This window comes from Methylobacterium sp. M6A4_1b, assembly GCF_053345175.1.
Genome location: NZ_JBKEZQ010000004.1, coordinates 55663 through 77947 on the forward strand (window position 1 = coordinate 55663; position 22285 = coordinate 77947).

14 protein-coding genes are annotated in these 22285 nt (G+C 65.6%); 11 read left to right on the forward strand and 3 right to left on the reverse strand.

The features are described from left to right. Positions 1–26: 26 nt before the first annotated feature. The 9 genes from ACLBWX_RS05685 to ACLBWX_RS05725 all read left to right on the forward strand — a co-directional run bounded on the left by ACLBWX_RS05685 (position 27) and on the right by ACLBWX_RS05725 (position 10040). Positions 27–884, forward strand: coding sequence for a cytochrome c oxidase subunit 3 (locus tag ACLBWX_RS05685; protein WP_447676107.1), 858 nt, complete (start codon positions 27–29; stop codon positions 882–884). Between the two features lie 92 nt (positions 885–976). Continuing rightward, a complete protein-coding gene (locus ACLBWX_RS05690) occupies positions 977–1387 on the forward strand; it encodes a DUF983 domain-containing protein (protein WP_447676108.1) in 411 nt (136 codons plus the stop codon). Positions 1388–1389: 2 nt separating this feature from the next. Further along, positions 1390–2154 (forward strand): SURF1 family protein, encoded by a 765-nt coding sequence (locus ACLBWX_RS05695; RefSeq protein ID WP_447676109.1) that lies wholly within the window; start codon positions 1390–1392, stop codon positions 2152–2154. A gap of 82 nt (positions 2155–2236) precedes the next feature. Beyond that, the gene (locus ACLBWX_RS05700; RefSeq protein ID WP_447676110.1) at positions 2237–2653 is read left to right on the forward strand and encodes a DUF4864 domain-containing protein; all 417 of its coding nucleotides are present in this window, start codon (positions 2237–2239) and stop codon (positions 2651–2653) included. 66 nt (positions 2654–2719) lie between these two features. Further along, positions 2720–4132, forward strand: coding sequence for a threonine synthase (gene thrC / locus ACLBWX_RS05705; protein WP_447676111.1), 1413 nt, complete (start codon positions 2720–2722; stop codon positions 4130–4132). A 6-nt stretch (positions 4133–4138) separates the two neighbouring features. Continuing rightward, positions 4139–5434 carry a M16 family metallopeptidase gene (locus ACLBWX_RS05710; protein WP_447676112.1) on the forward strand — a complete coding sequence of 432 codons (1296 nt, stop codon included), beginning with the start codon at positions 4139–4141 and terminating at the stop codon, positions 5432–5434. A gap of 208 nt (positions 5435–5642) precedes the next feature. Next, a complete protein-coding gene (locus ACLBWX_RS05715; protein ID WP_447676113.1) occupies positions 5643–8540 on the forward strand; it encodes an EAL domain-containing protein in 2898 nt (965 codons plus the stop codon). Positions 8541–8670: 130 nt separating this feature from the next. Continuing rightward, a complete protein-coding gene (locus tag ACLBWX_RS05720; RefSeq protein WP_447676114.1) occupies positions 8671–9027 on the forward strand; it encodes a hypothetical protein in 357 nt (118 codons plus the stop codon). 68 nt (positions 9028–9095) lie between these two features. Next, positions 9096–10040 carry a ferredoxin--NAD(+) reductase gene (locus ACLBWX_RS05725; protein ID WP_447676115.1) on the forward strand — a complete coding sequence of 315 codons (945 nt, stop codon included), beginning with the start codon at positions 9096–9098 and terminating at the stop codon, positions 10038–10040. A 133-nt stretch (positions 10041–10173) separates the two neighbouring features. Here the strand turns inward: ACLBWX_RS05725 and ACLBWX_RS05730 are convergent, their stop codons facing one another. Further along, a complete protein-coding gene (locus ACLBWX_RS05730; protein ID WP_447676302.1) occupies positions 10174–12666 on the reverse strand; it encodes a glycogen/starch/alpha-glucan phosphorylase in 2493 nt (830 codons plus the stop codon). Positions 12667–13195: 529 nt separating this feature from the next. Here ACLBWX_RS05730 and ACLBWX_RS05735 point away from each other — a divergent pair. Both ACLBWX_RS05735 and glgA read left to right on the forward strand, forming a co-directional pair. Beyond that, on the forward strand, positions 13196–14791 hold the full coding sequence (locus ACLBWX_RS05735; RefSeq protein WP_447676116.1) for an alpha-amylase family glycosyl hydrolase: 1596 nt from the start codon (positions 13196–13198) through the stop codon (positions 14789–14791). Positions 14792–14981: 190 nt separating this feature from the next. Beyond that, positions 14982–16487, forward strand: coding sequence for a glycogen synthase GlgA (gene glgA, locus ACLBWX_RS05740; protein WP_447676117.1), 1506 nt, complete (start codon positions 14982–14984; stop codon positions 16485–16487). A gap of 126 nt (positions 16488–16613) precedes the next feature. Here the strand turns inward: glgA and glgB are convergent, their stop codons facing one another. Then, positions 16614–18917 (reverse strand): 1,4-alpha-glucan branching protein GlgB, encoded by a 2304-nt coding sequence (gene glgB / locus ACLBWX_RS05745; RefSeq protein ID WP_447676118.1) that lies wholly within the window; start codon positions 18915–18917, stop codon positions 16614–16616. Further along, positions 18918–22175: a maltose alpha-D-glucosyltransferase gene (gene treS / locus ACLBWX_RS05750; RefSeq protein WP_447676119.1), complete on the reverse strand. Its 3258-nt coding sequence runs from the start codon at positions 22173–22175 to the stop codon at positions 18918–18920. Between the last annotated feature and the right edge of the window lie 110 nt (positions 22176–22285).

Below are 22285 nucleotides of genomic sequence, written 5' to 3' on the forward strand. Positions count from 1 at the left end.
AAGGTCGGGGGTAGGAGAAGAATTCAATGGCCGAGGCGCACGCCAAAAATCACGACTTCCATATTCTCGCACCGAGTCCCTGGCCGCTGATCGGTGCCTTCTCGGGCTTCCTGATGGCATTCGGCGCCGTGTTCTGGATGAAGAGTCTCCAGATCGGTACGCTCTCGCCTGGTCCCTACATCTTCGGCGCCGGTCTGCTCGGCGTGCTCTACACGATGTTCGCCTGGTGGAAGGACGTCGTGCACGAGGCCAACACGGGTGACCACACCCGCGTCGTGCAACTGCATCACCGTTACGGGATGATCATGTTCATCGCCTCCGAGGTGATGTTCTTCGTGGCCTGGTTCTGGGCCTATTTCGAAGCGGCGCTCTACACCGCCGATCCGATCCAGGCCTCGCGCGTCGATTTCACGGGCGGCACCTGGCCGCCGAAGGGCATCGAGGCGTTTGATCCTTGGCACCTGCCGCTCCTCAACACCTTGATCCTGCTCACCTCCGGCACGACGATCACCTGGGCTCACCACGCCCTGCTGCATGATGATCGGAAGGGCCTGAAATACGGCCTCTGGCTGACCATAATCCTCGGCGTGCTCTTCTCTGCATGCCAGGCCTACGAGTATGCCCACGCCCATTTCGGCTTCTCGGGCAGCATCTACTCCTCGACCTTCTTCATGGCGACTGGCTTCCACGGCTTCCATGTCATCATCGGTACGATCTTCCTCGCGATCTGCCTCTACCGCGTTTATCTCGGTCAGTTCACCACCCGCCAGCACCTCGGCTTCGAGTTCGCTGCCTGGTACTGGCACTTCGTGGACGTGGTGTGGCTGTTTCTGTTCGCGTCGATCTACGTCTGGGGCGCCGGGGCGGGCCACGCGGCTCACTGAGCCCGGCCTCCACCGCATGCCAGTGTTGAAGGGGGCGGCGCGAGCCGCCCTTTTTCGTGGTCGCGCCTGAAGAGCGCGCGGTTCGTTCCCATATGCGGCGGAGCGGCGCGACGCCGTACGAGGAGTTATCGATCTTGGACGCATCGCGGCCGAAGCCTTCCCCCTTTTCCGCCGGCCTACGCGGCCGCTGTCCGCGCTGCGGCGAGGGACATATGTTTGATGGCTTCCTGACCTTCAGACCCGCCTGCGAAGTCTGCGGCCTCGATTATGGCAGCTTCAATTCCGGGGACGGACCCGCCTTCTTCGTGATGTCGATCGTTGGCATCATCGTGGTCGGACTCGCCCTGTGGATGGAGATCACCTACGAGCCGCCGATCTGGGTCCATGCCCTCGTGGCCGGCACCCTGTCGATCGGTCTCAGCCTTCTACTGGTGCGTCCCCTGAAGGGAGTCCTCGCAGCCCTTCAATTCACCAACAAGGCCGAGCAGGGACGCTTCCGCTAGCCATGGCTTCGACCCTTCGCCCCGGCGCTTGGCGCAGCATCCTGGCGCCCAGCCTCGTCTCCCTTGTCTGCCTCGCCATTCTCCTCGGGCTCGGAGTCTGGCAACTCGAGCGCAAGGGCGAGAAGGAGGCACTGATCGCCCGGATTTTGGCACGCTCGAAGGTCGAGCCACCGGGCACACTCCCCGCTCCTCATAACTGGGACCCTGTCCGGGATGAATTTCGCAGGGTCCGGGTCACCGGCAGCTTCCAGCATGATAAAGAGACGCTGGTTCATGGGCTCGCGGCAGGGGAAGTGCCGGGGCGCGCGCTCCAGGGCTACTACGTCCTGACACCGTTTCAGGTTCGGGATGGCGACACCGTTCTGGTCAACCGGGGCTTCGTGCCCACAGAGTTGAAGGCGCCTGCAAACCGTTTGGCCGGTCAGGTCGAGGGCCTGACCATTGTCACCGGCATTCTGCGCGGGTCCGAGCCGCGGACGATGTTCGTGCCGGCTCCGGACCCCGTCCGCAACGAATGGTTCAATCGTGACATCGCCGGCATCAGCGCCTCCCGCGGCATCGGCGCCCCCCTTCCCTACCTCGTCGAGGCCGATGGAACCCCTAATCCGGGTGGCTGGCCGAAGGGCGGGCAATTGCGTGTCGATCTGCCGAACAACCACCTTCAATACGCTTTCACTTGGTTCGGTATCGCTGCGTGCCTTCTCGGCGTCTTCGGAGTCTTTGCCTGGCGCCGACTTCACGAGGATCCGGCCGCTGTGCCCTTGTGATGGGAGCGGCTGAAAACTTGCTTCGGCCGGATCGTGACCCAGGTAACGTTCGCATCAGCGGTCACCATCCGAAGTGGGTCCCATGCGCACCGTCCTCCTGTTCCTCTTCCTGCTGACGAGCCCGTCGGTGGCTCTCGCTGTCGATGCTGCAGCCCGCGACGCCGCGAAGGCTACGGTCGAGCGGCAGATCGACGCCTTTCAGCGTGACGACGCGGCGACCGCGTATGCCCAGGCCGCGCCTGCCATCCAGAGCATGTTTCCCTCGCCCGAGACCTTTATCGCGATGGTCCGACAAGGCTACGCTGCCGTCTATCGCACCCGTCGCTACAGCGTGGATCGCATCGAGGAGGCTGGTGACGACGGCCTCGCCCTCGGTGTGACCCTGCAGGACGCCGACGGCACCGACTGGGCCGCCCTCTACAGTCTCGAGAAGCAGGTGGACGGGGCCTGGCGGATCACAGGATGCCGCCTGGTGAAGGCGCCGGGCAGCAACGCCTAGGCCCACCCAAGCCTTTCGACACGCCCGCCGACATCGTGTAGACGGAGCGCCTTCCCGGAGGCCCCCTTGCTTCACGTTTCGACCCGCGGCGCCGCGGCGCCCCTCAGCTTTTCCGATGCCCTGCTCGCCGGCCTCGCGCGAGACGGTGGCCTCTACGTGCCCGAGACCTGGCCACAGATCGCTGCGCCGACCATCGCCGGGCTCGCGGGCGTGCGTTACGCCGACGCGGCCAAGACCGTCCTACGCCCCCTCATCGATGGGGAGATCGCCGACATGGACCTCGATCGGATGATCGAGGAGGCCTACGCCACCTTCCGGCATCCGGCCGTCTGCCCACTCACTCAGCTCGACGACAATCTGTTCCTGCTGGAGCTCTTTCACGGCCCGACGCTCGCGTTCAAGGACGTGGCCATGCAGCTTCTCGGGCGGCTGATGGACCACGTCCTGCGGGCACGCGGGGCGCGAGCCACGATCGTGGGCGCCACGTCCGGAGACACCGGCAGCGCGGCGGTCGAGGCCTTCCGCGGCCTCGATCAGGTCGACATCTTCATCCTGTTCCCGGAAGGCCGGGTCTCCGAGGTGCAGCGGCGGCAGATGACCTCGGTGGGCGCGCATAACGTCCATGCCATCGCCATCGACGGCAACTTCGACGATTGCCAAAACATCGTCAAAGCGCTGTTCCAGCACGCCGATTTCGCCGATGACGTCCGGCTCTCAGGTGTGAACTCGATCAACTGGGCCCGCGTCGCCGCCCAAGCGGTCTACTACTTCACCTCGGCGGTGGCACTCGGTGCGCCGCACCGCCCGGTCTCGTTCGCGGTTCCGACGGGAAATTTCGGTGACATTCTTGCCGGCTGGGTCGCCAAGCGCATGGGTTTGGGCGTCGAGCGCCTGATGATCGGGACCAACGCCAACGACATCCTTGCGCGGACCCTTGAGCACGGCGCCTACGAGACGCGCGGCGTGCAGCCGACCACTTCCCCTTCCATGGACATCCAGATCTCCTCGAATTTCGAGCGCCTGCTGTTCGAGGCCCTCGGCCGTGATTCCTCTGGTCTCGGGCGGCTCATGTCCGGACTGAAGCAGTCGGGCGGTTTCCAGCTCGATCCGGCTGTCCTCGAAACCGTTCGGGCGGAGTTCGATGCAGCCGCGGTCTCGGAGCCGGAGGTGATGGCCGAGATCGCCCGGACCCACGCGGAAACCGGGCATGTCATCGATCCGCACAGCGCCATCGGCGTGCACGCGGCGCGCAAGCTTCTGCGCCAGGATCCGCACACCCCGGTCGTGGCGCTCGCCACTGCGCACGCGGCCAAGTTTCCAGACGCGGTCGCGAAGGCGATCGGCGGTCGGCGACCCGAATTACCACCGCATCTCGCCGATCTGATGGACCGCGAGGAGACCTTCTCGCGCGTGGCCAACGATCAGGGCGCGGTCGAAACCTTCATCCGCGAACGCGCCCGCATCACCAAGGGAGCGTGACCGCTCATGAACCAGCACTTCGCCACGCATGGTGCTTCGCCCGATCTCAAGATCACCAAGCTCGACAACGGGGTCACCGTGGTCACCGAGGCGATGCCAGGCGTGGCGACGGCGACCCTGGGCGTCTGGGTCGGCGCCGGTTCGCGCCACGAGCGCGCCGATGAAGGTGGGCTCAGCCATCTCATCGAGCATATGGCCTTCAAAGGGACGAAGACCCGCTCCGCCCGCCGCATCGCCGAGGACATCGAGAATGTCGGTGGCGACATCAATGCAGCGACGAGTGCCGAGGGTACGAGCTACACCGCGCGCGTCCTTGGCGAAGACGCCGGCGTCGCCCTGGACGTCATCGGCGACATCCTCACCGATTCCGTCTTCGATGCCGGCGACCTCGCCCGCGAAAAGAGCGTGATCCTGCAGGAACATGCGGCAATCGAGGATACCCCCGACGACGTCGTCTACGAGGCCTTCACCGAAGCAGCGTTCCCCGACCAGCCAATGGGCCGGCCGATCATCGGCACGCCCGAGACGATCAACAGCTTCGACCGTAACGCGATCGAGGCCTACATCGCGCGGGAATATACTCCCGACCGCATCGTGCTCGCCGCCGCCGGCGCCATCGGGCATGACCGCATCGTCGAGTCGGCGGCGCGCTACTTCGGCGCCATGAAGCCGAGTCGGGCGCCCGAAACCGTGCCCGGGATCTACGGCGGTGGCGAGAAGCGGCTGCCGAGAAAGCTGGAGCAGGCCAACGTCGTTCTCGGCCTGCCTGGGCTTTCGTTTCGCGACGACGACTACTACGCCGTGCACATCTTCGCGCAGGTCCTCGGCGGCGGCCTGACCTCCCGCCTGTGGCACGAAGTGCGCGAGACCCGCGGCCTCGCTTACGAGATCCAGTCCTTCCACTGGGCGTTCTACGATTGCGGCCTGTTCGGCATCGGCGCCGGCACCTCCGGTGGCGATCTCGCCGAGCTGATGGACGTGACGCTGGAGGCCACCATCCGCGCCGCTGCGGACGCCGACACCATCGAGATCGCCCGGGCCAAGGCGCAGTTAAAGGTCGCTCTGCTCTCCGCCCTTGAGACGCCCGGCGGCCGCATCGAGCGCAACGCACGGCAGATCCTGGCCTGGGGCCGCGTCATCCCGGCAAGCGAGGTCATCGCGAAGGTGGATGCAGTGACCGTGGACGACGTCCGTCTGGCCGGTCAGCGCCTTTTGAAGGGTGCCCCCACCCTGGCCGCTATCGGCCCCATCAAGAAGCTTCCGACCCTCGATCGCATCAAGGCGGCGTTGACGGCGGCCTGAGTCCGGCCGATGCGGCTTGTTTTGGCCGCAAAGGCGGGCGATCGAAATCGTTCGGCGTCACAGTTCAGAAGCGGTGAACGCCGTCGCGCAGGGCGGCCTGTCGCCTTGCTCGCTGCGACCCCCACCGATACGACTGGATCCACAGCTGAGCCGTATCCCTTCGCCTGCCTCCGTCGATCATGCCTCGCCCGGCCGGAACACTCGCCCGTTGCGTAGAATCGCCCTCGTCCTCGCCGCCTTCGTCCCGGCCCTCGTCGCGGCGCTGCTCTGTGCACTGATCGTCAGCGGTCCGGCGCATGCCGTCGAGGCCGTGCGCGTCACCCTCGACGCGCCTGCCATCGACCTCACGCCGATGATCGAGCGCTATCGTTCGGACGGCGACCTGATCCAGATTTCCACTGCCCCTGGCAAGGACGGCATCGTCCGCCGCATCGTCGTGAAGGCCCGCGAGACCGGGGCCCGGCCCGACTGGATGGTGTTCGCGTTGACCAACGACACCGACGAGCAGGTCGACCGTGTCCTCGTCGCACCGCACTTCCGCCTCGTCGGCTCGGGTGTGATCTGGCCGGATCTCGGTGGCTCCCGCATCGCGGCCATCACAGCGAGCCAGGGCATCCGGCCCGAACGGGACGAAAATCCGGAAGCGGACCAGTTCGTCATTACGCTCGACCCCGGCGCGACGGTCACCTACGTGGCCGAGCTGCGCGGCCCCAACATCCCCCAGGTCTATCTCTGGGACCAGGAAGCCTATCGCAAGAAATCCACCGGGCTGACGCTCTACAAGGGCATCATCATCGGCATCGCCGGCCTGCTCGCCCTTTTCCTGACGATCATCTTCGTGGTGAAGGGGGCGATCATATTCCCCGCCGCCGCATCCCTGGCCTGGGCCGTGCTCGCCTATGCCGCCATCGATTTCGGCTTCCTGCAGCGCGTGTTTCCCATCACCGAAGTGGCCGAGCGGGTCTATCGCGCCTCGACCGAGGCGGTCCTCGGCGCGACGCTGCTGGTCTTCCTGTTCGCCTATCTCAACCTCAGCCGCTGGCACGTTCGCTACAGCCATGTCGCGATCATCTGGCTGCTGTTCCTCGCCTGCCTCGTCGGCCTCGCGGTGTTCGACCCGCCGGTCGCCGCGGGCGTCGCCCGCATCTCCATCGCGGCAGTGGCCGGTGTCGGCCTGCTGCTGATCGTCTATCTCGCGGCCCATAACGGCTACGACCGGGCCATCCTGCTTGTTCCGACCTGGTGCTTGCTCCTCGTCTGGGTCGTGGCCGCGGGCTTCGCCATTACCGGGCAGATCGGCAGCGATCTCGTGCAGCCCGCCCTGATCGGCGGCCTCGTCCTGATCGTCATGCTGATCGGCTTCACGGTGATGCAGCACGCCTTCGCGGGCGGCGGCCTGACCCACGCCCTGGTCTCCGATACCGAGCGCCGTGCCCTCGCCCTCACCGGCGCCGGCGACGTGGTGTTCGATTGGGACGTGCCGGGCGACCGAGTCTTCGCGGGCCAGGAAATCGAGGGGCAGCTCGGCCTGAAGCGCGGCGCCCTGGAAGGGCCAGCAGCGAATTGGCTCGCGCTCGTCCATCCCTTCGACGTCGAGCGCTACTCCGCGGCCCTCGATACGGTCATCGAGGAGCGCCGCGGCCGGATCGTTCACGACTTTCGCCTGCGCTCCACAGCCGGCCCGTACTACTGGTACCGCCTCAAGGCGCGGCCGGTGATCGGCTCGGACGGCGAGGTCATCCGCGTCGTCGGCACGATCAGCGACGTCACCGAGGTCAAGACAGCCGAGGAACGCCTGCTCCACGACGCCGTCCATGACAGCCTCACCGGCCTGCCGAACCGCGAACTCTTCTACGATCGCCTCGACGCGGCCCTGGCCTTCGCGAGCCAGGATCCGCGCCTTCGACCGACCACGATCGTCCTCGACATCGATCGGTTCAAGGCGATCAACGACGCCATTGGCCTGTCGGCCGGCGACTCGATCCTCCTGACCCTCTCACGTCGCCTCGGGCGCTTGCTCAGACCGCAGGATACCCTGGCCCGGGTTGCCGGCGACGAGTTCGCCCTGATCCTGTTGTCCGAGCGCGAGCCCGACCGCATCCTTGCCTTTGCGGAAATGATCCGCAAAGCGATCGCGACGCCCATCACCTATGCCGACCGCGAAATCTTTTTGACGGTCTCGGTCGGTCTCGCCCTCCACGAGGGTGCCGCCAACCTGAAACGCGAGGAGGTTTTCAAGAATGCCGAGATGGCCATGATCCAGGCCAAGCGCGGCGGCGGCGATCGGACGGAGGTGTTCCGTGCCACCATGCGCAACGAGCGCAGCGACCGGCTGATGCTGGAGGCCGACCTGCGCCGGGCTCTCGATCGTAACGAGATGAAGGTTCTGTTCCAGCCGATCGTCCGCCTCGAAGACCGCACGGTCGCGGGCTTCGAGACGCTTCTGCGCTGGGACCATCCCAAGCTCGGCCGCATCGGACCCGCCACCTTCCTGCCGATCGCGGAAGAGAGCGGCTTCATCGTCAATCTCGGCATCTTCGCCCTGGAGCGCACGGCTTTGGAACTGGCCGCCTGGCAACGTTCCCTCGACGTGGACCCGCCGATCTTCGCCTCCGTGAACGTTTCCTCGCGTCAGCTTCTTCGCCACGATCTGCTGCACGACGTGAAGACGATCCTGGCCCGCTCCGGCGTGATCCCCGGCTCGCTGAAGCTGGAAATGACCGAAAGCTTGGTCATGGAGAATCCCGAATACGCGGCGCAGATGCTCCACCGCATCCACGACCTTGGTGCGGGCCTGTCCCTCGACGATTTCGGCACCGGCTACTCCGCATTGTCCTACCTGCAGCGCTTCCCGTTCGACACGATCAAGATCGATCAGTCATTCGTGCGTCAGATCGCGACGGGGCAGACGGCGATCCTGCGTTCCATCGTGAAGATGGCTCAGGAACTTGGACTGTCGATCATCGCCGAGGGCGCGGAGTCGGAAGTCGACACCCAGACCTTGTTCGAGCTGGGTTGCGACTATGCTCAGGGCTTTGCCTTCGGGGAACCGATGTCAATGCTCCAGGCCAGGCAATTGCTCGGGGCGGCGCCGGAAGCCGCCTGAGAAAGATTGCCCGGATGCTCGCGTTGGGCGGCATTCGATTAAACCTCCCTTAACCATGATCCTCCATTCTCAGCCTCGAGTTGATGTGCGGGCGGCACGGCGCGATGCGCGGGCCGAGGGAGATGGCGTCATGGCGCAGGCTGCGTTGCGGATCGTGGATGACGAGATCGACACCGGCCTCGTCCGGCGCTTGATGGCGCGCCCGCTCCGCGCCGCCCCCGAACCGACACCGATCGTTCCGGAGGCTCAGGTTCGTCCGGTCCCCGTGACCGAAGCGATGCCGGTGTCCGCGTCCGGCGAGGTGTCCCGGCTGAAGGCCGAGGTCATGGTGATGAAGGCCGTCCTCGGGGCCGAGCGGCGAGAATCCGAGCGCCTTCGCGCCTGCATCAGCCGCATCGACGGCGCCGAACCGCTGACACCGGAAGCCCAGGCGGTTCGCGATCGCTGGGCGGCTCTCGTCGACCATCTACTCAACGAACCGCGCTGAGACGTGAGGGTCGTCGCTCGACCCGGCCGAACGCCGCCCGTCCCATTCCCCACCACTGAAGGACGACCATGAGCGCCCGCTGCTCGCTCGTCGTCAACGGCAAGTCCGTGCGCATCTCCACTGGGGATACCCCGATGGAGGCCGCCCTCGCCGATGGGATGATCGCCCCTCTGACCGGCCCTGGAGGCCAGGGATCCGGCCCTGCCCCACGCAGGGCGCAGAGCCGTACCCACCGCAGTGAGGCCATCAAGCTCTCGCTGCCCCGAGCGGCGGCCATCGAGCCGCCCTCGCGCCTCGTGCTGCCGAGCCGTCCGACCGCCGTCCAGAAACGGAGCGGCACGGTCACCGAAATCGTCGCGCTCGGACCGCACACCTTCCAGGTCGTGGTCACGATCACCCGCCGCCTCGCCCTGGAGCCGGGTCACGGCGTCGACGTGACCTTCGAGAACTTCGCACCCGTCACGCTGAGCCCAACGCTGCGCGTCGATGGATCTGCCGAACTCAACGAGCTGGTATTCCACATCCGCCAGGACCGGGAAGGCTTCGGTCTCGGTCATGAACTCGTCGACGCCCTGGAGCTCGACCATCCGGTGAAGGTGAAAGGTCCTGTCGGCCGCGGCTTCTATCGCGCCGGGGGCGGACGCCTCGTCCTGGTCGCTGCCGAGACGGGCTTTGCCCCGATCTGGTCGATCGCGCATGCGGCACGGTACATCGAGCCCGCCCGCGAGATCATTCTCATCGTCGGCGCGCGCAATCCCCTGGACCTCTACATGCGCCCGGCCCTCGACTGGCTGCGCGCGACCGGCGTGACCCGGATCGTCACGGTCTCGGACCGGACCCGCCAGCGTCCGCCGGAGGTTCGTCCTGGCCCGCTGACGGCGCACCTTCCGTGCCTGCGTAGCACCGACGTCGTCCACGTCGCCGGCGACGCTTCGACGGTGGGTGCAGTCGAGGTCCTCGCAGCCACGACGGGCGCGCGCTGCCATCCCATTCTGATCGACGCAGGCATCTGAAACCTGCCGCTTCCCGCTCCAAGTGACAGAACGAAACACGGCGCTTCCCGAGCCGACGGGATGCGCCTTGTTTCGTTCTGGGGTGCCGGCCTTCACGAGCCCGGTTCCCACGGCGGGAACCGGGCCATTCTGATCAGCCGAGACGGACGCGCCAGATCTCCTCGGCATACTCGCGCATCGAACGGTCGGAGGAGAACCATGCCATCCGCGCGGTGTTGAGGATCGCCGTCCGCCACCAGGCCTTCGGATCCTTCCAGGCCTGGTCCACCAAACGCTGTACCCGCCAGTAATCGTCGAAATCGACGGTCAGGAGGTAGCGGTCGTTGTGGCGCAGGTCGTCGACGATCGGCCCGAACCGATCGGGCTGCTCGGGGGAAAAGCCGCCGACTGCGATGAAGTCGAGGGCGGCCTTCAGGCGTGGCGATGCCGCGATCGCTGCCTCTGCGTAGTTCGGCTCGGCCATCCGGGCCTGCACTCCGGCCGCATCCAGACCGAAGATGAAGATGTTGTCGGCGCCGACATGGTCCCGGATCTCGATGTTCGCGCCATCGAGGGTGCCGATCGTCAGTGCGCCGTTGAGGGCGAGCTTCATGTTGCCGGTGCCGGAGGCTTCCATCCCGGCGGTCGAGATCTGCTCGGAGAGGTCGGCGGCCGGGATGATCGCCTCGGCCAGGCTGACCGAATAGTTCGGCAGGAAGACCACCTTCAGGCGGCCTGCCACGTCGGGATCGGAATTCACGACCTTGGCGACGTCGCAGGCGAGCTTGATGATGAGCTTGGCCTGGACATAGCTCGGCGCGGCCTTGCCGCCGAAGATCTTCACCCGGGGCGTCCAATCAGCCTTCGGATCGGCCTTGATCGCCTGATAGAGGGCGACGGTTTCGATCACGTTCAGAAGCTGGCGCTTGTACTCGTGGATGCGCTTGATTTGCACGTCGAAGAGAGCCGACGGGTCGATGCTGATCCCGGTGCGATCCGCGACGACCTGGGACAGGGCGACCTTCCGGGCGCGCCGCATGGCGGCATAGCGAAACTGGAAGTTCGGATCCGAGGCGACCTCAGCGAGCCCGGTGAGCAATTCGGGTGAGTCGAGCACCTCCGGTCCGACCGCCTCGATAGCGAGGGCCGTGAGCTCCGGATTGGCGTTGTGAAGCCAGCGCCGGAAAGTGATCCCATTGGTCTTGTTGACGATCTTGTCGGTGTCGAGGGCGTGCAGGTCCTTGAAGACGGTCGAGCGCATCAGGTCGGTGTGCAAGGCGGAGACGCCGTTCACCCGTCGGGCACCGAGGAATGCGAGATGGCCCATGCGAACTCGCTTTCCGTGGGTCTCGTCGATCAGCGAGACAGCGGCGAGCTTTTCTGCGGAGCCATGGCCCTGCTTGCCCTGCTCCTCCAAGTGCATCCAGTTGATCAGGTAGATGATCTGCATATGGCGCGGCAGCACTCGCTCCATCAGTTCGACCGGCCAAGTCTCCAGCGCCTCGGGCAGGAGCGTATGGTTGGTATAGCCGAGCGTGTGGGTGGTGACGTACCAGGCATCCTCCCAGTTGAAGCCGTGATCCTCGAGAAGGAGCCGCATTAACTCCGGTACCGCAATGGCGGGGTGCGTATCGTTCAGCTGGATCGCTGCGTGGTCGGGCAGTGAGCGGAGGTCTCCGCGCTCCGCCACGTGACGGCGCACGAGATCCTGGAGCGAGGCCGAGGTGAAGAAGTATTCCTGCCGCAGTCGCAGTTCCTGCCCTTCCATCGAGGAATCGCTCGGATAGAGGACCCGCGAGATCGCCTCGGCGCGCGCCCGGCTCGCAACCGCACCGACATGGTCGCCGCCGTTGAAGCGGGCGAGTTCGACGGGTGCCTCGGCCTCGGCCTTCCAGAGACGCAGCGTGTTCACGTGGCGTCCGCGCCAGCCGACCACGGGTACGTCGTGCGCCACGGCTCGCACCGTCTCGGCTGGTTGCCAGTGACGGCGGATCACACCCTCCGAGATCGACGACATGGTGACGTGACCGCCGAAGCCGATGACGTAGGTCGCCTCGGGTCGTACGAATTCCCAAGGGTTTCCCTCGGCGAGCCAGGTTTCCGGGGCCTCCTTCTGCCAGCCATCCTCCAAGGACTGCCGAAACAGGCCATGGTCGTAGCGGATGCCGTAGCCGATCGCCGGAATCGAGAGGCTCGCCATGCTCTCCATGAAGCAGGCCGCGAGACGGCCGAGGCCGCCATTGCCCAGCGCGGCGTCCGGCTCGGTCGCTTCCACGTCGCCCAGTTCGACGCCGAGCTCGCGCAGGGCCGCACGGGTGGTTTCGACGAGGCCAAGATTGTTCATCGCATCCGAAAGAAGGCGCCCGATCAGGAATTCGAGCGAGAGATAATAGACGCGCTTGTTCGGGATCGACGCGTCACCGTCGAGGCACGAATCGACGATCCGGTCGCGCAGGGCGAGCGCTGTCGCGGCGAACCAATCGCGCTCGCGGGCGGTCCGGGGCGTCTTGCCAACGGCGTAGGCGAGCTTCGCGAGGATGGCCTCGCGCAGGTCGGCCACCGCGTCGCCGGATGGCCTTGCCACCGGCCGGGCCCGTTCCTGCGTGAGGGCGGCGCTTGTCCGCCCCGTCCCGTCCGGGCCGGCCATGGACGCAGCGATGTCGGCGTTGTCTCGTCCGATGAGTTTGTCGTTCAGCACGTCTCAAGTCCCCCTTCTCGGCCGTGAAACTTGGAAGGCGTGTTCAGGATGACAACCCCGGGGGGTCATTCCCTTCGACACACACGTTCCGCGCACGGCCTCGTCCCCGTCGTCGCGTGTCACGATCCGATGCAGTTCCGCGTTCGCGAGATCTCGGTGGTTTGGCGTCCAATCCTGGCGCCGGGGCGGTTATTCCGCACTTCACCAATCCTGAGAAATCTCTACTTCTTCAGAGTGCCGCACCTTGCTTGCCTGAGCATGCCCTCACTGAGGTGAATATTTCTGTCGCTCGACCTGCGTCCTAAATCGGAGCCGGTCCTACGCTGCCCGACAGTCTCAGCCAAACCGCACGGGAATGAGACCACACCACGTTCGAATATTGTCTGAACGACATCGTCCGGCGATGGGTCGCGAAACGTGTCAGCAGCCGCTAGGGTCCGCCCCTGGCGCGACCTGGACGCGTCGCCGGAGGGGTGGCATGGCGGACACGGTCTGGTGGAAGCACGGCACGGTCTATCAGGTGTACCCCCGCTCGTTCCAGGACAGCGACGGTGACGGAATCGGTGATTTACCCGGAATCACCCGTCGGCTCGACTACCTCGCCTGGCTCGGCGTCGATGCCGTTTGGATCTCGCCCTTCTATCCCTCGCCGATGGCCGACTTCGGCTACGACGTCGCCGATTACTGCGGCGTCGATCCGCTGTTCGGGACTCTGGCTGATTTCGATGCGCTCATCGCCGAGGCACATTTTCGCCGCCTCAAGGTGATCCTCGACTTCGTTCCGAACCATACCTCGATCGCACATCCATGGTTCGCGGAGAGCCGGGCGTCACGCACGAGCCCGAAGCGCGATTGGTACATCTGGCGTGATCCGGCCCCCGACGGGGGCCCACCCAACAATTGGATCAGCAATTTCGGCGGCCCCGCCTGGACCCGCGACGAGGTCACCGGACAATACTATTACCACGCCTTCCTGCGCGAGCAGCCGGATCTGAACTGGCGCAACCCGGATGTTCGGGCCGCGATGCACGATGCGCTTCGCTTCTGGCTCGACCGCGGCGTCGATGGCTTCCGCGTCGACGTGATCTGGCACCTGATGAAAGACGATGGATTCCGGGATAATCCGGAAAATCCAAGTTTCGGACCTGGACAAGCGGAGATCAACCGCTTCGCTCAAGTCTATTCGGCCGACCGACCGGAGGTGTTCGACGTCATCGCGGAGATGCGGGCAGTGCTCGCCCCTTACGGCGAGCGCGTACTGATCGGCGAAATCTATCTCCCGGTGGAACGTCTGGTGGCATATTATGGTGCCGACCTTGCAGGCGTCGACCTGCCCTTCAACTTCCAGCTCATCCAGACTCCGTGGAACGCGCGTTCGGTGGCCGACCTCGTGGTGTCCTACGAGGTGGCCCTGCCCCCGGGCGGATGGCCCAACTGGGTCCTCGGCAATCACGATCAGCCAAGGATCGCAGCGCGTGTTGGCGCCGAACAAGCCGCCGTCGCAGCGATGCTGCTCCTCACCCTGCGTGGTACGCCGACGCTCTATTACGGCGATGAACTCGGGCTTGCTCAGGTGACCATCCCGCCGGAGCGCGTGCAGGACCCGTGGGAGCGCAACGAGCCGGGCCACGGGCGCGACCCGGAACGCACGCCGATGCAGTGGGACGATTCTCCGAATGCCGGCTTCAGCACGGGTGAACCCTGGCTTCCTCAGAGTACGGACGCCGGCATTCGCAACGTCGAATCCCACCGCGACGACGCGCGGTCGCTGCTCACCCTGTATCGTCGCCTGCTACGCCTGCGCCGTGATCACACCGCGCTCGCGATCGGGACGTTCAGGAGTTCGCCCGCGACTACGGATTCCGTGTTTGTGTATGAACGCCAGGATGACGCCGCAAAGCTCCGCATTCTGCTGAACTTCAGTGCATCGCCGCAGGAAATCGTGATCACCGACACGGAGGAACACCGCTGGTCCGTTTTGCTGTCGACGCATGCGGCTCGCACCGGCGGGATGCTCGACGCGGGTATCGTCCTCGACGCGAACGAGGGTGTGATCCTGATCCGAACGGCTTAGGAGCGAAGTTCGAACGGTGCCGAGGTGTGGAAAGCGTGCACTTCTGTCCCGCTTCGAGAAAGTTCCTGAACGTGGCTTGAATTGTGCAACGCAACGGAACAAAAGCTGTCTCGCTAGGTTCACGAGGTCGACGTCGATGCTGGGCTCTCGCTCTCCGTTCCCGCCTCTCCCTCGACGCGGGAACGCCTTCATGAGCCTGCCGGATCAGCCCGATCATTCCGACTTTCACCGCAGCACCCGATCCCGTCAGCAATTCCAACCCCGCATCCTTTTCGCCACCCCCGAGATGGCCGACTTCGTGAAAACGGGTGGCCTCGGCGAAGTCGCCGGTTCGCTTCCCCGGGCCCTTCGCAAGCACTACGACGTCCGCGTCCTCATTCCCGGTTATCGCCAGGTGGTCGAACGATTCGACCACATCCCGGTCGTCGCGCAACTGCCGGGACAGGCCGGCATTCCCCCCTGCGACCTCGGCCTCGTCGAGACCGGCGATGGGCTTAAAGTCTACGTCATCCTCAATGCCGACCTCTACCAGCGCGACGGTACGCCCTACGGCAATGCCCAAGGCGATTTCGGTGACAACGACATCCGCTTTGCCCGCCTCAGCCTCGCCGCCGCCGAGCTTGCACGCGGGATCGACCCCGCCTGGGCGGCGGACCTCCTGCACCTCAACGACTGGCAGGCTGCCCTCGCTCCCGCCTACCTCGCCTGGAATGGGCTGCGGGTGCCGAGCATCCTCACGGTGCACAACCTCGCCTATCAGGGCGTCTTCCCACGCGAGTCCCTGGGGCGACTCGGCGTTCCGGAGGACGCGTTCCAGATGGACGGGGTCGAGTTCTACGGCCAGCTCTCCTTCCTCAAGGCCGGGCTCTACTACGCCTCGCACGTCACGACGGTGAGCGAGACTTACGCCCGTGAGATCATCACGCCGGAATCCGGCTGCGGCCTTGATGGGCTGCTGCGCACCCGCGCAGCGCAGGGGCGCCTTGCCGGCATCCTCAACGGCATCGACGAGAGTTGGGATCCGCGCACCGATGCGCATCTGGCCGCTCGCTTCGAGATCGATGACTGGAAGGGCAAGCGGGCCAATGCCGAGACCGTCCGGCGGCAGTTCGGCCTGGCCGTCTCGCGCGGTCCGCTCTTCGCCGTCGTGTCCCGGCTCGTCCATCAAAAGGGCATCGACCTCAGCATCGGCGCGGCCGAATCCATTGTGGCCGAGGGTGGCCAATTGGTCGTCATCGGCCAGGGCGAGGGCCGCTTCGAAGGTGCGTTGCGCGATCTGGCCCGGCGTCATCCCGCCGCGGTCGGCGTGCATGTCGGGTTCGAGGAGCGCGACGCCCGCCGGATGTTCGCCGGCAGCGACTTCCTCCTCATGCCTTCGCGTTTCGAGCCCTGCGGTTTGGCTCAAATGTACGCTCAGCGCTTCGGCTCGCTGCCGATCGTCCACCGTACCGGCGGTCTCGCCGACACGGTCGAGGATGGCGTCACCGGCTTTACCTTCGGCGAGGCATCGGCGCGGGGCTTCTCGGGTGCCATTCGCCGGGCCTTCGAGACCTTCGCGCAGAAGAAGCGCCTGAATGCCATGCGCCGCCACGCCATGTCGCGCTCGTTCGGCTGGGACCAAGCTGCCACGAACTATGCGTCTCTCTATGCGAGGGCCTTCGGCAACACCGCCGGCCTGCGATTGCGCGCGGCCTGACTTCAGGAACCTGAGACGGCCGAAACGAAGAAAGCCGGTGGGGCGACCCACCGGCTTTCTTCGTCTCAAGTCCGTAAGCCTCTTTCCGCAGGAGAGCCTGCAGGAAAAGGTACGTTTCGGAAAAGCTCAGCCCTCGCGAACGAAGATCGTGGTGGCCAGGGGCGGAATTGTCAGTGACACCGAGTAGGGCTGGCCGTGGCTCGCGATCGCTTCGGCTTGGACGCCACCCATGTTGCCGATATTGGAGCCGCCGTAACGTTCCGCATCCGAGTTGATCGCCTCCCGGTAGGATCCGGCCGCCGGAACACCGATACGGTAGCCTTCGCGGGGCACCGGCGTGAAATTCGAGACGACGATCGCGATCTCGTCCGGCTCGCGACCCTTGCGGGCCCAGGCGATGACGCTGTTGTCCTGGTCGTCGGCCACGAGCCATTGGAAGCCACCGGCCTCCGTGTCACGGCTGTGGAGAGCGGGCGTCGACGCGTAGAGATGGTTGAGGTCGCGGATCAGATCCTTGACGCCCTGATGCATGCCGTCTTCCAGCAGGTGCCAGTCGAGGCTCTGGTTGTGGTTCCACTCTTTTTCCTGGCCAAACTCGCAGCCCATGAAGAGCAGCTTCTTACCGGGGTGGCCCCACATGAAGCCGTAATAGGCCCGGAGATTGGCGAACTTCTGCCAGCGGTCGCCCGGCATCTTGCCCAGCAGCGAACCCTTCCCGTGCACGACCTCGTCGTGGGACAGGGGCAGGATGAAGTTCTCCGAAAACGCGTAGAGCAGCCCAAAAGTCAGGTCGTGGTGGTGGTAGCGCCGGTGGATCGTCTCCTTCGAGACGAAGTTCAGGGTGTCGTGCATCCACCCCATGTTCCACTTGAAGCCGAAACCGAGTCCGCCTGTATAGGTCGGATGCGAGACACCCGGCCATGACGTCGATTCCTCGGCCACCGTCAGGGTACCGGGGGCGTGGGCGTAGGTCGCCTCGTTGGTCTTGCGCAGAAACTCGATGGCGTCGAGGTTCTCGTTGCCGCCGTAGCGGTTCGGAATCCACTCGCCCTGCCGACGCGAGTAGTCGAGATAGAGCATCGATGCGACAGCATCCACGCGCAGGCCGTCGAGGTGGTAGTGCTCGAGCCAGAAGCGGGCGTTGGCGGCGAGGAAGCTCGACACTTCCGTGCGGCCGAAATTGTAGATGTAGGTGCCCCAATCCTGGTGAAAGCCCTGGCGGGGGTCGGCATGCTCATAGAGATGCGTACCGTCGAACTGGCCCAGGCCATGCGCGTCGAGGGGGAAGTGTCCCGGCACCCAATCCAGCATCACGCCGATGCCGGCCGCATGTGCGGTATCGACGAAGGCGGCAAAGTCATCCGGTGTGCCGAAGCGGCTGGTCGGTGCGAACAGCGAGACCGGCTGGTAACCCCATGAACCGTCGAACGGGAACTCCGTGATCGGCAGCATCTCGATGTGGGTGAAGCCCATCTCCTTGACGTAGGGTAGCAGGCGCTCGCCCAACTCGCGATAAGTCAGGTAGCGGTTGCCCTCCTCGGCGACACGCGCCCAGGACCCGAGATGCACCTCGTAGATCGAGATCGGGATATGGCGCGGGTCCTTCTCCCCGCGCATGGCCATCCACTTCTCGTCGTGCCAGTCCGGATCGTTCGTGCCCTGAAGAACGGACGCGGTCTCCGGCGGCTTCTGGGCCGCGAAGGCGACTGGATCGGCCTTCAGGGGCAGAAGCGCGCCATCGGCGCCCCGGATCTCGTACTTGTAGTGAGCGCCGGCCTTCAGGCCCGGAACGAACAGCTCCCAGACTCCGCCGTTCTGCCAGAGCCGCATCGGGTGGCGCCGGCCGTCCCAGTTGTTGAAGTCGCCGACGATGCTGACCCGGCGGGCATTGGGCGCCCAGACCGCGAAGCGGAAGCCTTCGATCCCGTCGACGTTGCGTGCCTGCGCGCCGAGGATGCGGTAGGTGACGTTGCTGCCGACCTCGCGCAGGTTGTCGATGTCCTCTTGGCGCAGCGAGGAGCCGAAACCGTAGGGATCGTGGCGCGAGCGCTCGACGCCGTCCCAGGTCTCGACCACGAGTTCGTAGAGGGGCCGCCTCTCGCTCGGCACGCGGGCCACGAAAAACCCGTCGGGGTGCTTGCGCTCGAAGGTCGTCCGCTTGCCGCCGACGAGGAGGCTGGCGGACTTCGCCTCAGGGAGCACGGCACGCACCTCCCACTGGCCTTCGCCGACCTGGTGTGGACCGAGGACGGAGAAGGGATCGCCATGGTTCGCCGCCATGATGGCGGCGATCGCGTCCGGGTGGACGGAACCAGTCTCCGGCACCGCCTCATGAGGCGCCCGGGTGGCAACGGGCGCAACGTCCGCCGATCTGGAGGTGCCGGATGCCTGGCCGGTCCTGCTCGCGAACGTCTCGTCGATGCCCATCATTCAAACGCCTCTCTTGATCTCGTCCAGAATGTTGAGAACCCCACGGGCGGGGATTTCGATCCAGTCGGGACGATTGTTGGCTTCGTAATCGACTTCGTAGAGCGCCTTCGTCAGGAGGGAGAGCTTGAGGAGACGGCTCTCGGTCTCCGGGTCGGTCACGGCGGCCCGGCTCACGGAGACGGCCTCGCGATAACCGTCGAGGAACGCCGCATCGATCATGCCGCGCCAGGCGATCGAAGCCCGGCGGGCGCGCTCCTCCGAATCCGAGAAGCGTACCGCGATCCCGCGGGTCACGGTCTCGGCGCCGTAAGCGAAAGAGCGCAGCATCCCCGCCACGTCACGCAGCGGCGTCGACTTGATCCGGCGCTCGTCGGCCGGCCGCGAGGGCTCGCCCTCGAAGTCGACGATGACGAGATCATCCTCGGCCGCCAGCACCTGCCCAAGATGATAATCCCCGTGGATCCGGGTCTTCATCGCCCCGAGGGGAGCCCTGGCGGTCAACGTTTCGATGGCGGCCTCGACCTCGTGGCGGCGGCCGGCCAGCTCGGTGCTCGCCGCGTTGGAGGCACGGCCCGCGAGGCCGTCCAGACCGCGGAACGCCCGCTCGGCCTGACGCCGGGTATCGTCGCCGAGCGCGTAGAGGTCGGCATGGTCGAACGGCTCGGCCGAAAAGGCCGGGTCGTCAGTTTCCACCGCGAAGGCATTGTGCATCTCGGCCGTGCGGCGTCCGAGCAGGATCGCCCATCGCAGATGGGTCTCGAAGGCCTCGGCCGGTGACGGCGCCTCGCTCTCGGGGGCGAGCACCACCGTGTCGAAGTCACGGCGCAGGCCTTCCAGCATGAGGGTCCAGGCGTCACCCTGGTTCGGCACGAAGGCCTGCAGCACCGCGAGCGCCGTGCGGGTACCCCTGGCGTCGACGTGCTCGAGGACGCCGAGGAGGGCCGGCGTGTTGCTGAAATGCGCCGTCTCAGTGAGGAAGCGCCCGACCTCGATCTCCGGATGGACGCCGGTCTGGAGCCGCCGCAGCAGCTTGAGCATCATCTTCGATCCGATGGCGATCGACGTGTTGCTCTGCTCCGCGTTCAGCGAGCGGATCTCGGAGGCGTCGACCGTGATCTCGGGATCGAAGGCCGAGGTGGTCGAGAAGACCAGACGTCCGGTCTCGGTGGCGATCTCGCGGCCCTCCCGCATGCCCTCGATCATCGAGACTGCGAAGGCCGGCGACGCTGCCGCGCCGAAGAGCAGGCCGGTGCGTGGTCCACGGCGGACGCGGGCGACCGCATGCTGGAGCATCGCCTCGTCCTCGCGGCCCTCGTCGACGGCCACCGGCACGAAGTAATCCTGCCGCTCGCCGGTGGAGAGATGAACCGCGACACGGGGGAGGAGGAACTTCGCCTCGCCGGTGCCATCCTTGAGGGCCGCGCTATCGGTGACCTGCACCGACTTGATGCGCGAGCCCTTGGCAGCGAACCAGCGCCGGGTGGCGATGAAGCGCGGAGCGACCGTGCGCTCGAAGGCGATGCGCTCGCGTCCCGCCATCAAGGTCTCGATCCCACCGGTGAGCACAAGCGTGAACAGCTCCGGGAGTTCGGGCTGCGGGCCGACGCTGCCGGCGTTCGCGGCACTCAACGAGAACCAGTAGAAGCCATAGGATGGCAGGGTCAGCAGGTAGGGCAGTTCGCCGATCGGCGGGAACTCTGAGCCTCCGGTCAGCTCGATCGGCACGGCGCTCCGCAATTCCGACAGATCGAGCTGCACGGCCTGGGGTGCCCGCGACAGGTTGGCCACACAGAGGACGCGCTCGCCTTCGAATTCGCGAATCCAGGCCAGCACCTTCCGGTTCGACGGATACAGGAACTGCATCCCGCCCCGACCGAGAGCGACCGAATTGTTGCGGATCGCGATCATCCGGCGCGTCCAGTTGAGCAGGCTCGTCTGCGACTGGGTCTGCGCCTCGACGTTGATCGCGTCGAAGCCGTAGATCGGGTCCTGCACCGAGGGCAGGAACAGTTTCTGCGGGTTGGCCCGCGAGAATCCGCCATTTCGGTCAGGCGACCACTGCATCGGGGTCCGCACGCCGTCGCGGTCGCCGAGGTAGATGTTGTCGCCCATGCCGATCTCGTCGCCGTAGTAGAGCACCGGCGTACCAGGCATCGACAGGACGAGAGACTTCATCAGCTCGATCTTGCGCCGGTCGTTCTCAAGCAGCGGCGCGAGACGACGGCGGATGCCGAGATTGATACGAGCACGGCGCTCGGCGGCGTAGAACGACCAGAGGTAGTCGCGCTCTTCCGCCGTGACCATCTCGAGCGTCAGTTCGTCGTGGTTGCGCAGGAAGATCGCCCACTGACAGCCCTCGGGGATCTCGGGCGTCTGGCGCATGATGTCGGTGATCGGGTGCCGATCCTCCCGGGCGATCGCCATGTACATCCGCGGCATCAGCGGGAAGTGGAATGCCATGTGGCACTCGTCGCCGTCGCCGAAATACTGCGCGGTCTCCTCCGGCCACTGGTTGGCTTCCGCCAGCAGCATCCGGTCGGGATAGCTCGCGTCCAGCGCCGCGCGGATCGCCTTGATGACCGTGTGGGTCTCCGGCAGGTTCTCGCAGTTCGTGCCGTCGCGCTCGATCAGGTACGGGATCGCGTCGAGGCGCAGGCCGTCGACGCCCATGTCGAGCCAGTAGCGCATGACCTCGATGACCGCCTCGAGAACGGCCGGATTGTCGAAGTTCAGGTCGGGCTGGTGGCTATAGAACCGGTGCCAGAAGTACTGCTTGGCGACCGGATCCCACGTCCAGTTCGAGACCTCGGTGTCGAGGAAGATGATGCGCGTGTCGGAATACGGCGTGTCGGTGTCCGACCAGACATAGAAGTCGCGCTCAGGTGAGCCGGCCGGCGCCTCGCGGGCGCGCTGAAACCAGGGGTGCTGGTCCGAGGTGTGGTTGATGACGAGCTCGGTGATGACGCGCAGGCCGCGCTCGTGCGCGGCATCCACGAACTTCCGGAACTCCTCCATCGTCCCGTAGGACGGGTTGACCTCGCGGTAGTCGCCGATGTCGTAGCCGTCGTCGCGCAGCGGCGAGGGATAGAACGGCATCAGCCAGATCGCCGTGACGCCGAGGTCGCGGACGTAGTCGAGCTTCTGCGTCAGGCCCTCGAAATCGCCGATCCCGTCATTGTTGGAGTCGAAAAACGACTTGACGTGGATCTGGTAGATGATGGCGTCACGGTACCATTGCGGATCGCTGCGATCGATCATCGCGTCGTTGCCTCATGCGTCGAGTTCAAGGGCGTGTCCTGGCCATCCGCACCACTCACAGCAATGAGACTGAAGCGTGCGGCGTCCGTCAGCGGGGTAGGCGCCGACAA

Excerpts from the sequence above, each read along its gene's own strand:
- ACLBWX_RS05685 (WP_447676107.1), top strand. The coding sequence starts at position 27 with ATGGCCGAGGCGCACGCCAAAAATCACGACTTCCATATTCTCGCACCG.
- ACLBWX_RS05690 (WP_447676108.1), top strand. The coding sequence starts at position 977 with ATGCGGCGGAGCGGCGCGACGCCGTACGAGGAGTTATCGATCTTGGAC.
- ACLBWX_RS05695 (WP_447676109.1), top strand. The coding sequence starts at position 1,390 with ATGGCTTCGACCCTTCGCCCCGGCGCTTGGCGCAGCATCCTGGCGCCC.
- ACLBWX_RS05700 (WP_447676110.1), top strand. The coding sequence starts at position 2,237 with ATGCGCACCGTCCTCCTGTTCCTCTTCCTGCTGACGAGCCCGTCGGTG.
- ACLBWX_RS05710 (WP_447676112.1), top strand. The coding sequence starts at position 4,139 with ATGAACCAGCACTTCGCCACGCATGGTGCTTCGCCCGATCTCAAGATC.
- ACLBWX_RS05720 (WP_447676114.1), top strand. The coding sequence starts at position 8,671 with ATGGCGCAGGCTGCGTTGCGGATCGTGGATGACGAGATCGACACCGGC.
- ACLBWX_RS05725 (WP_447676115.1), top strand. The coding sequence starts at position 9,096 with ATGAGCGCCCGCTGCTCGCTCGTCGTCAACGGCAAGTCCGTGCGCATC.
- ACLBWX_RS05730 (WP_447676302.1), bottom strand. The coding sequence starts at position 12,666 with ATGGCCGGCCCGGACGGGACGGGGCGGACAAGCGCCGCCCTCACGCAG.
- ACLBWX_RS05735 (WP_447676116.1), top strand. The coding sequence starts at position 13,196 with ATGGCGGACACGGTCTGGTGGAAGCACGGCACGGTCTATCAGGTGTAC.
- glgA (WP_447676117.1), top strand. The coding sequence starts at position 14,982 with ATGAGCCTGCCGGATCAGCCCGATCATTCCGACTTTCACCGCAGCACC.
- glgB (WP_447676118.1), bottom strand. The coding sequence starts at position 18,917 with ATGATGGGCATCGACGAGACGTTCGCGAGCAGGACCGGCCAGGCATCC.
- treS (WP_447676119.1), bottom strand. The coding sequence starts at position 22,175 with ATGATCGATCGCAGCGATCCGCAATGGTACCGTGACGCCATCATCTAC.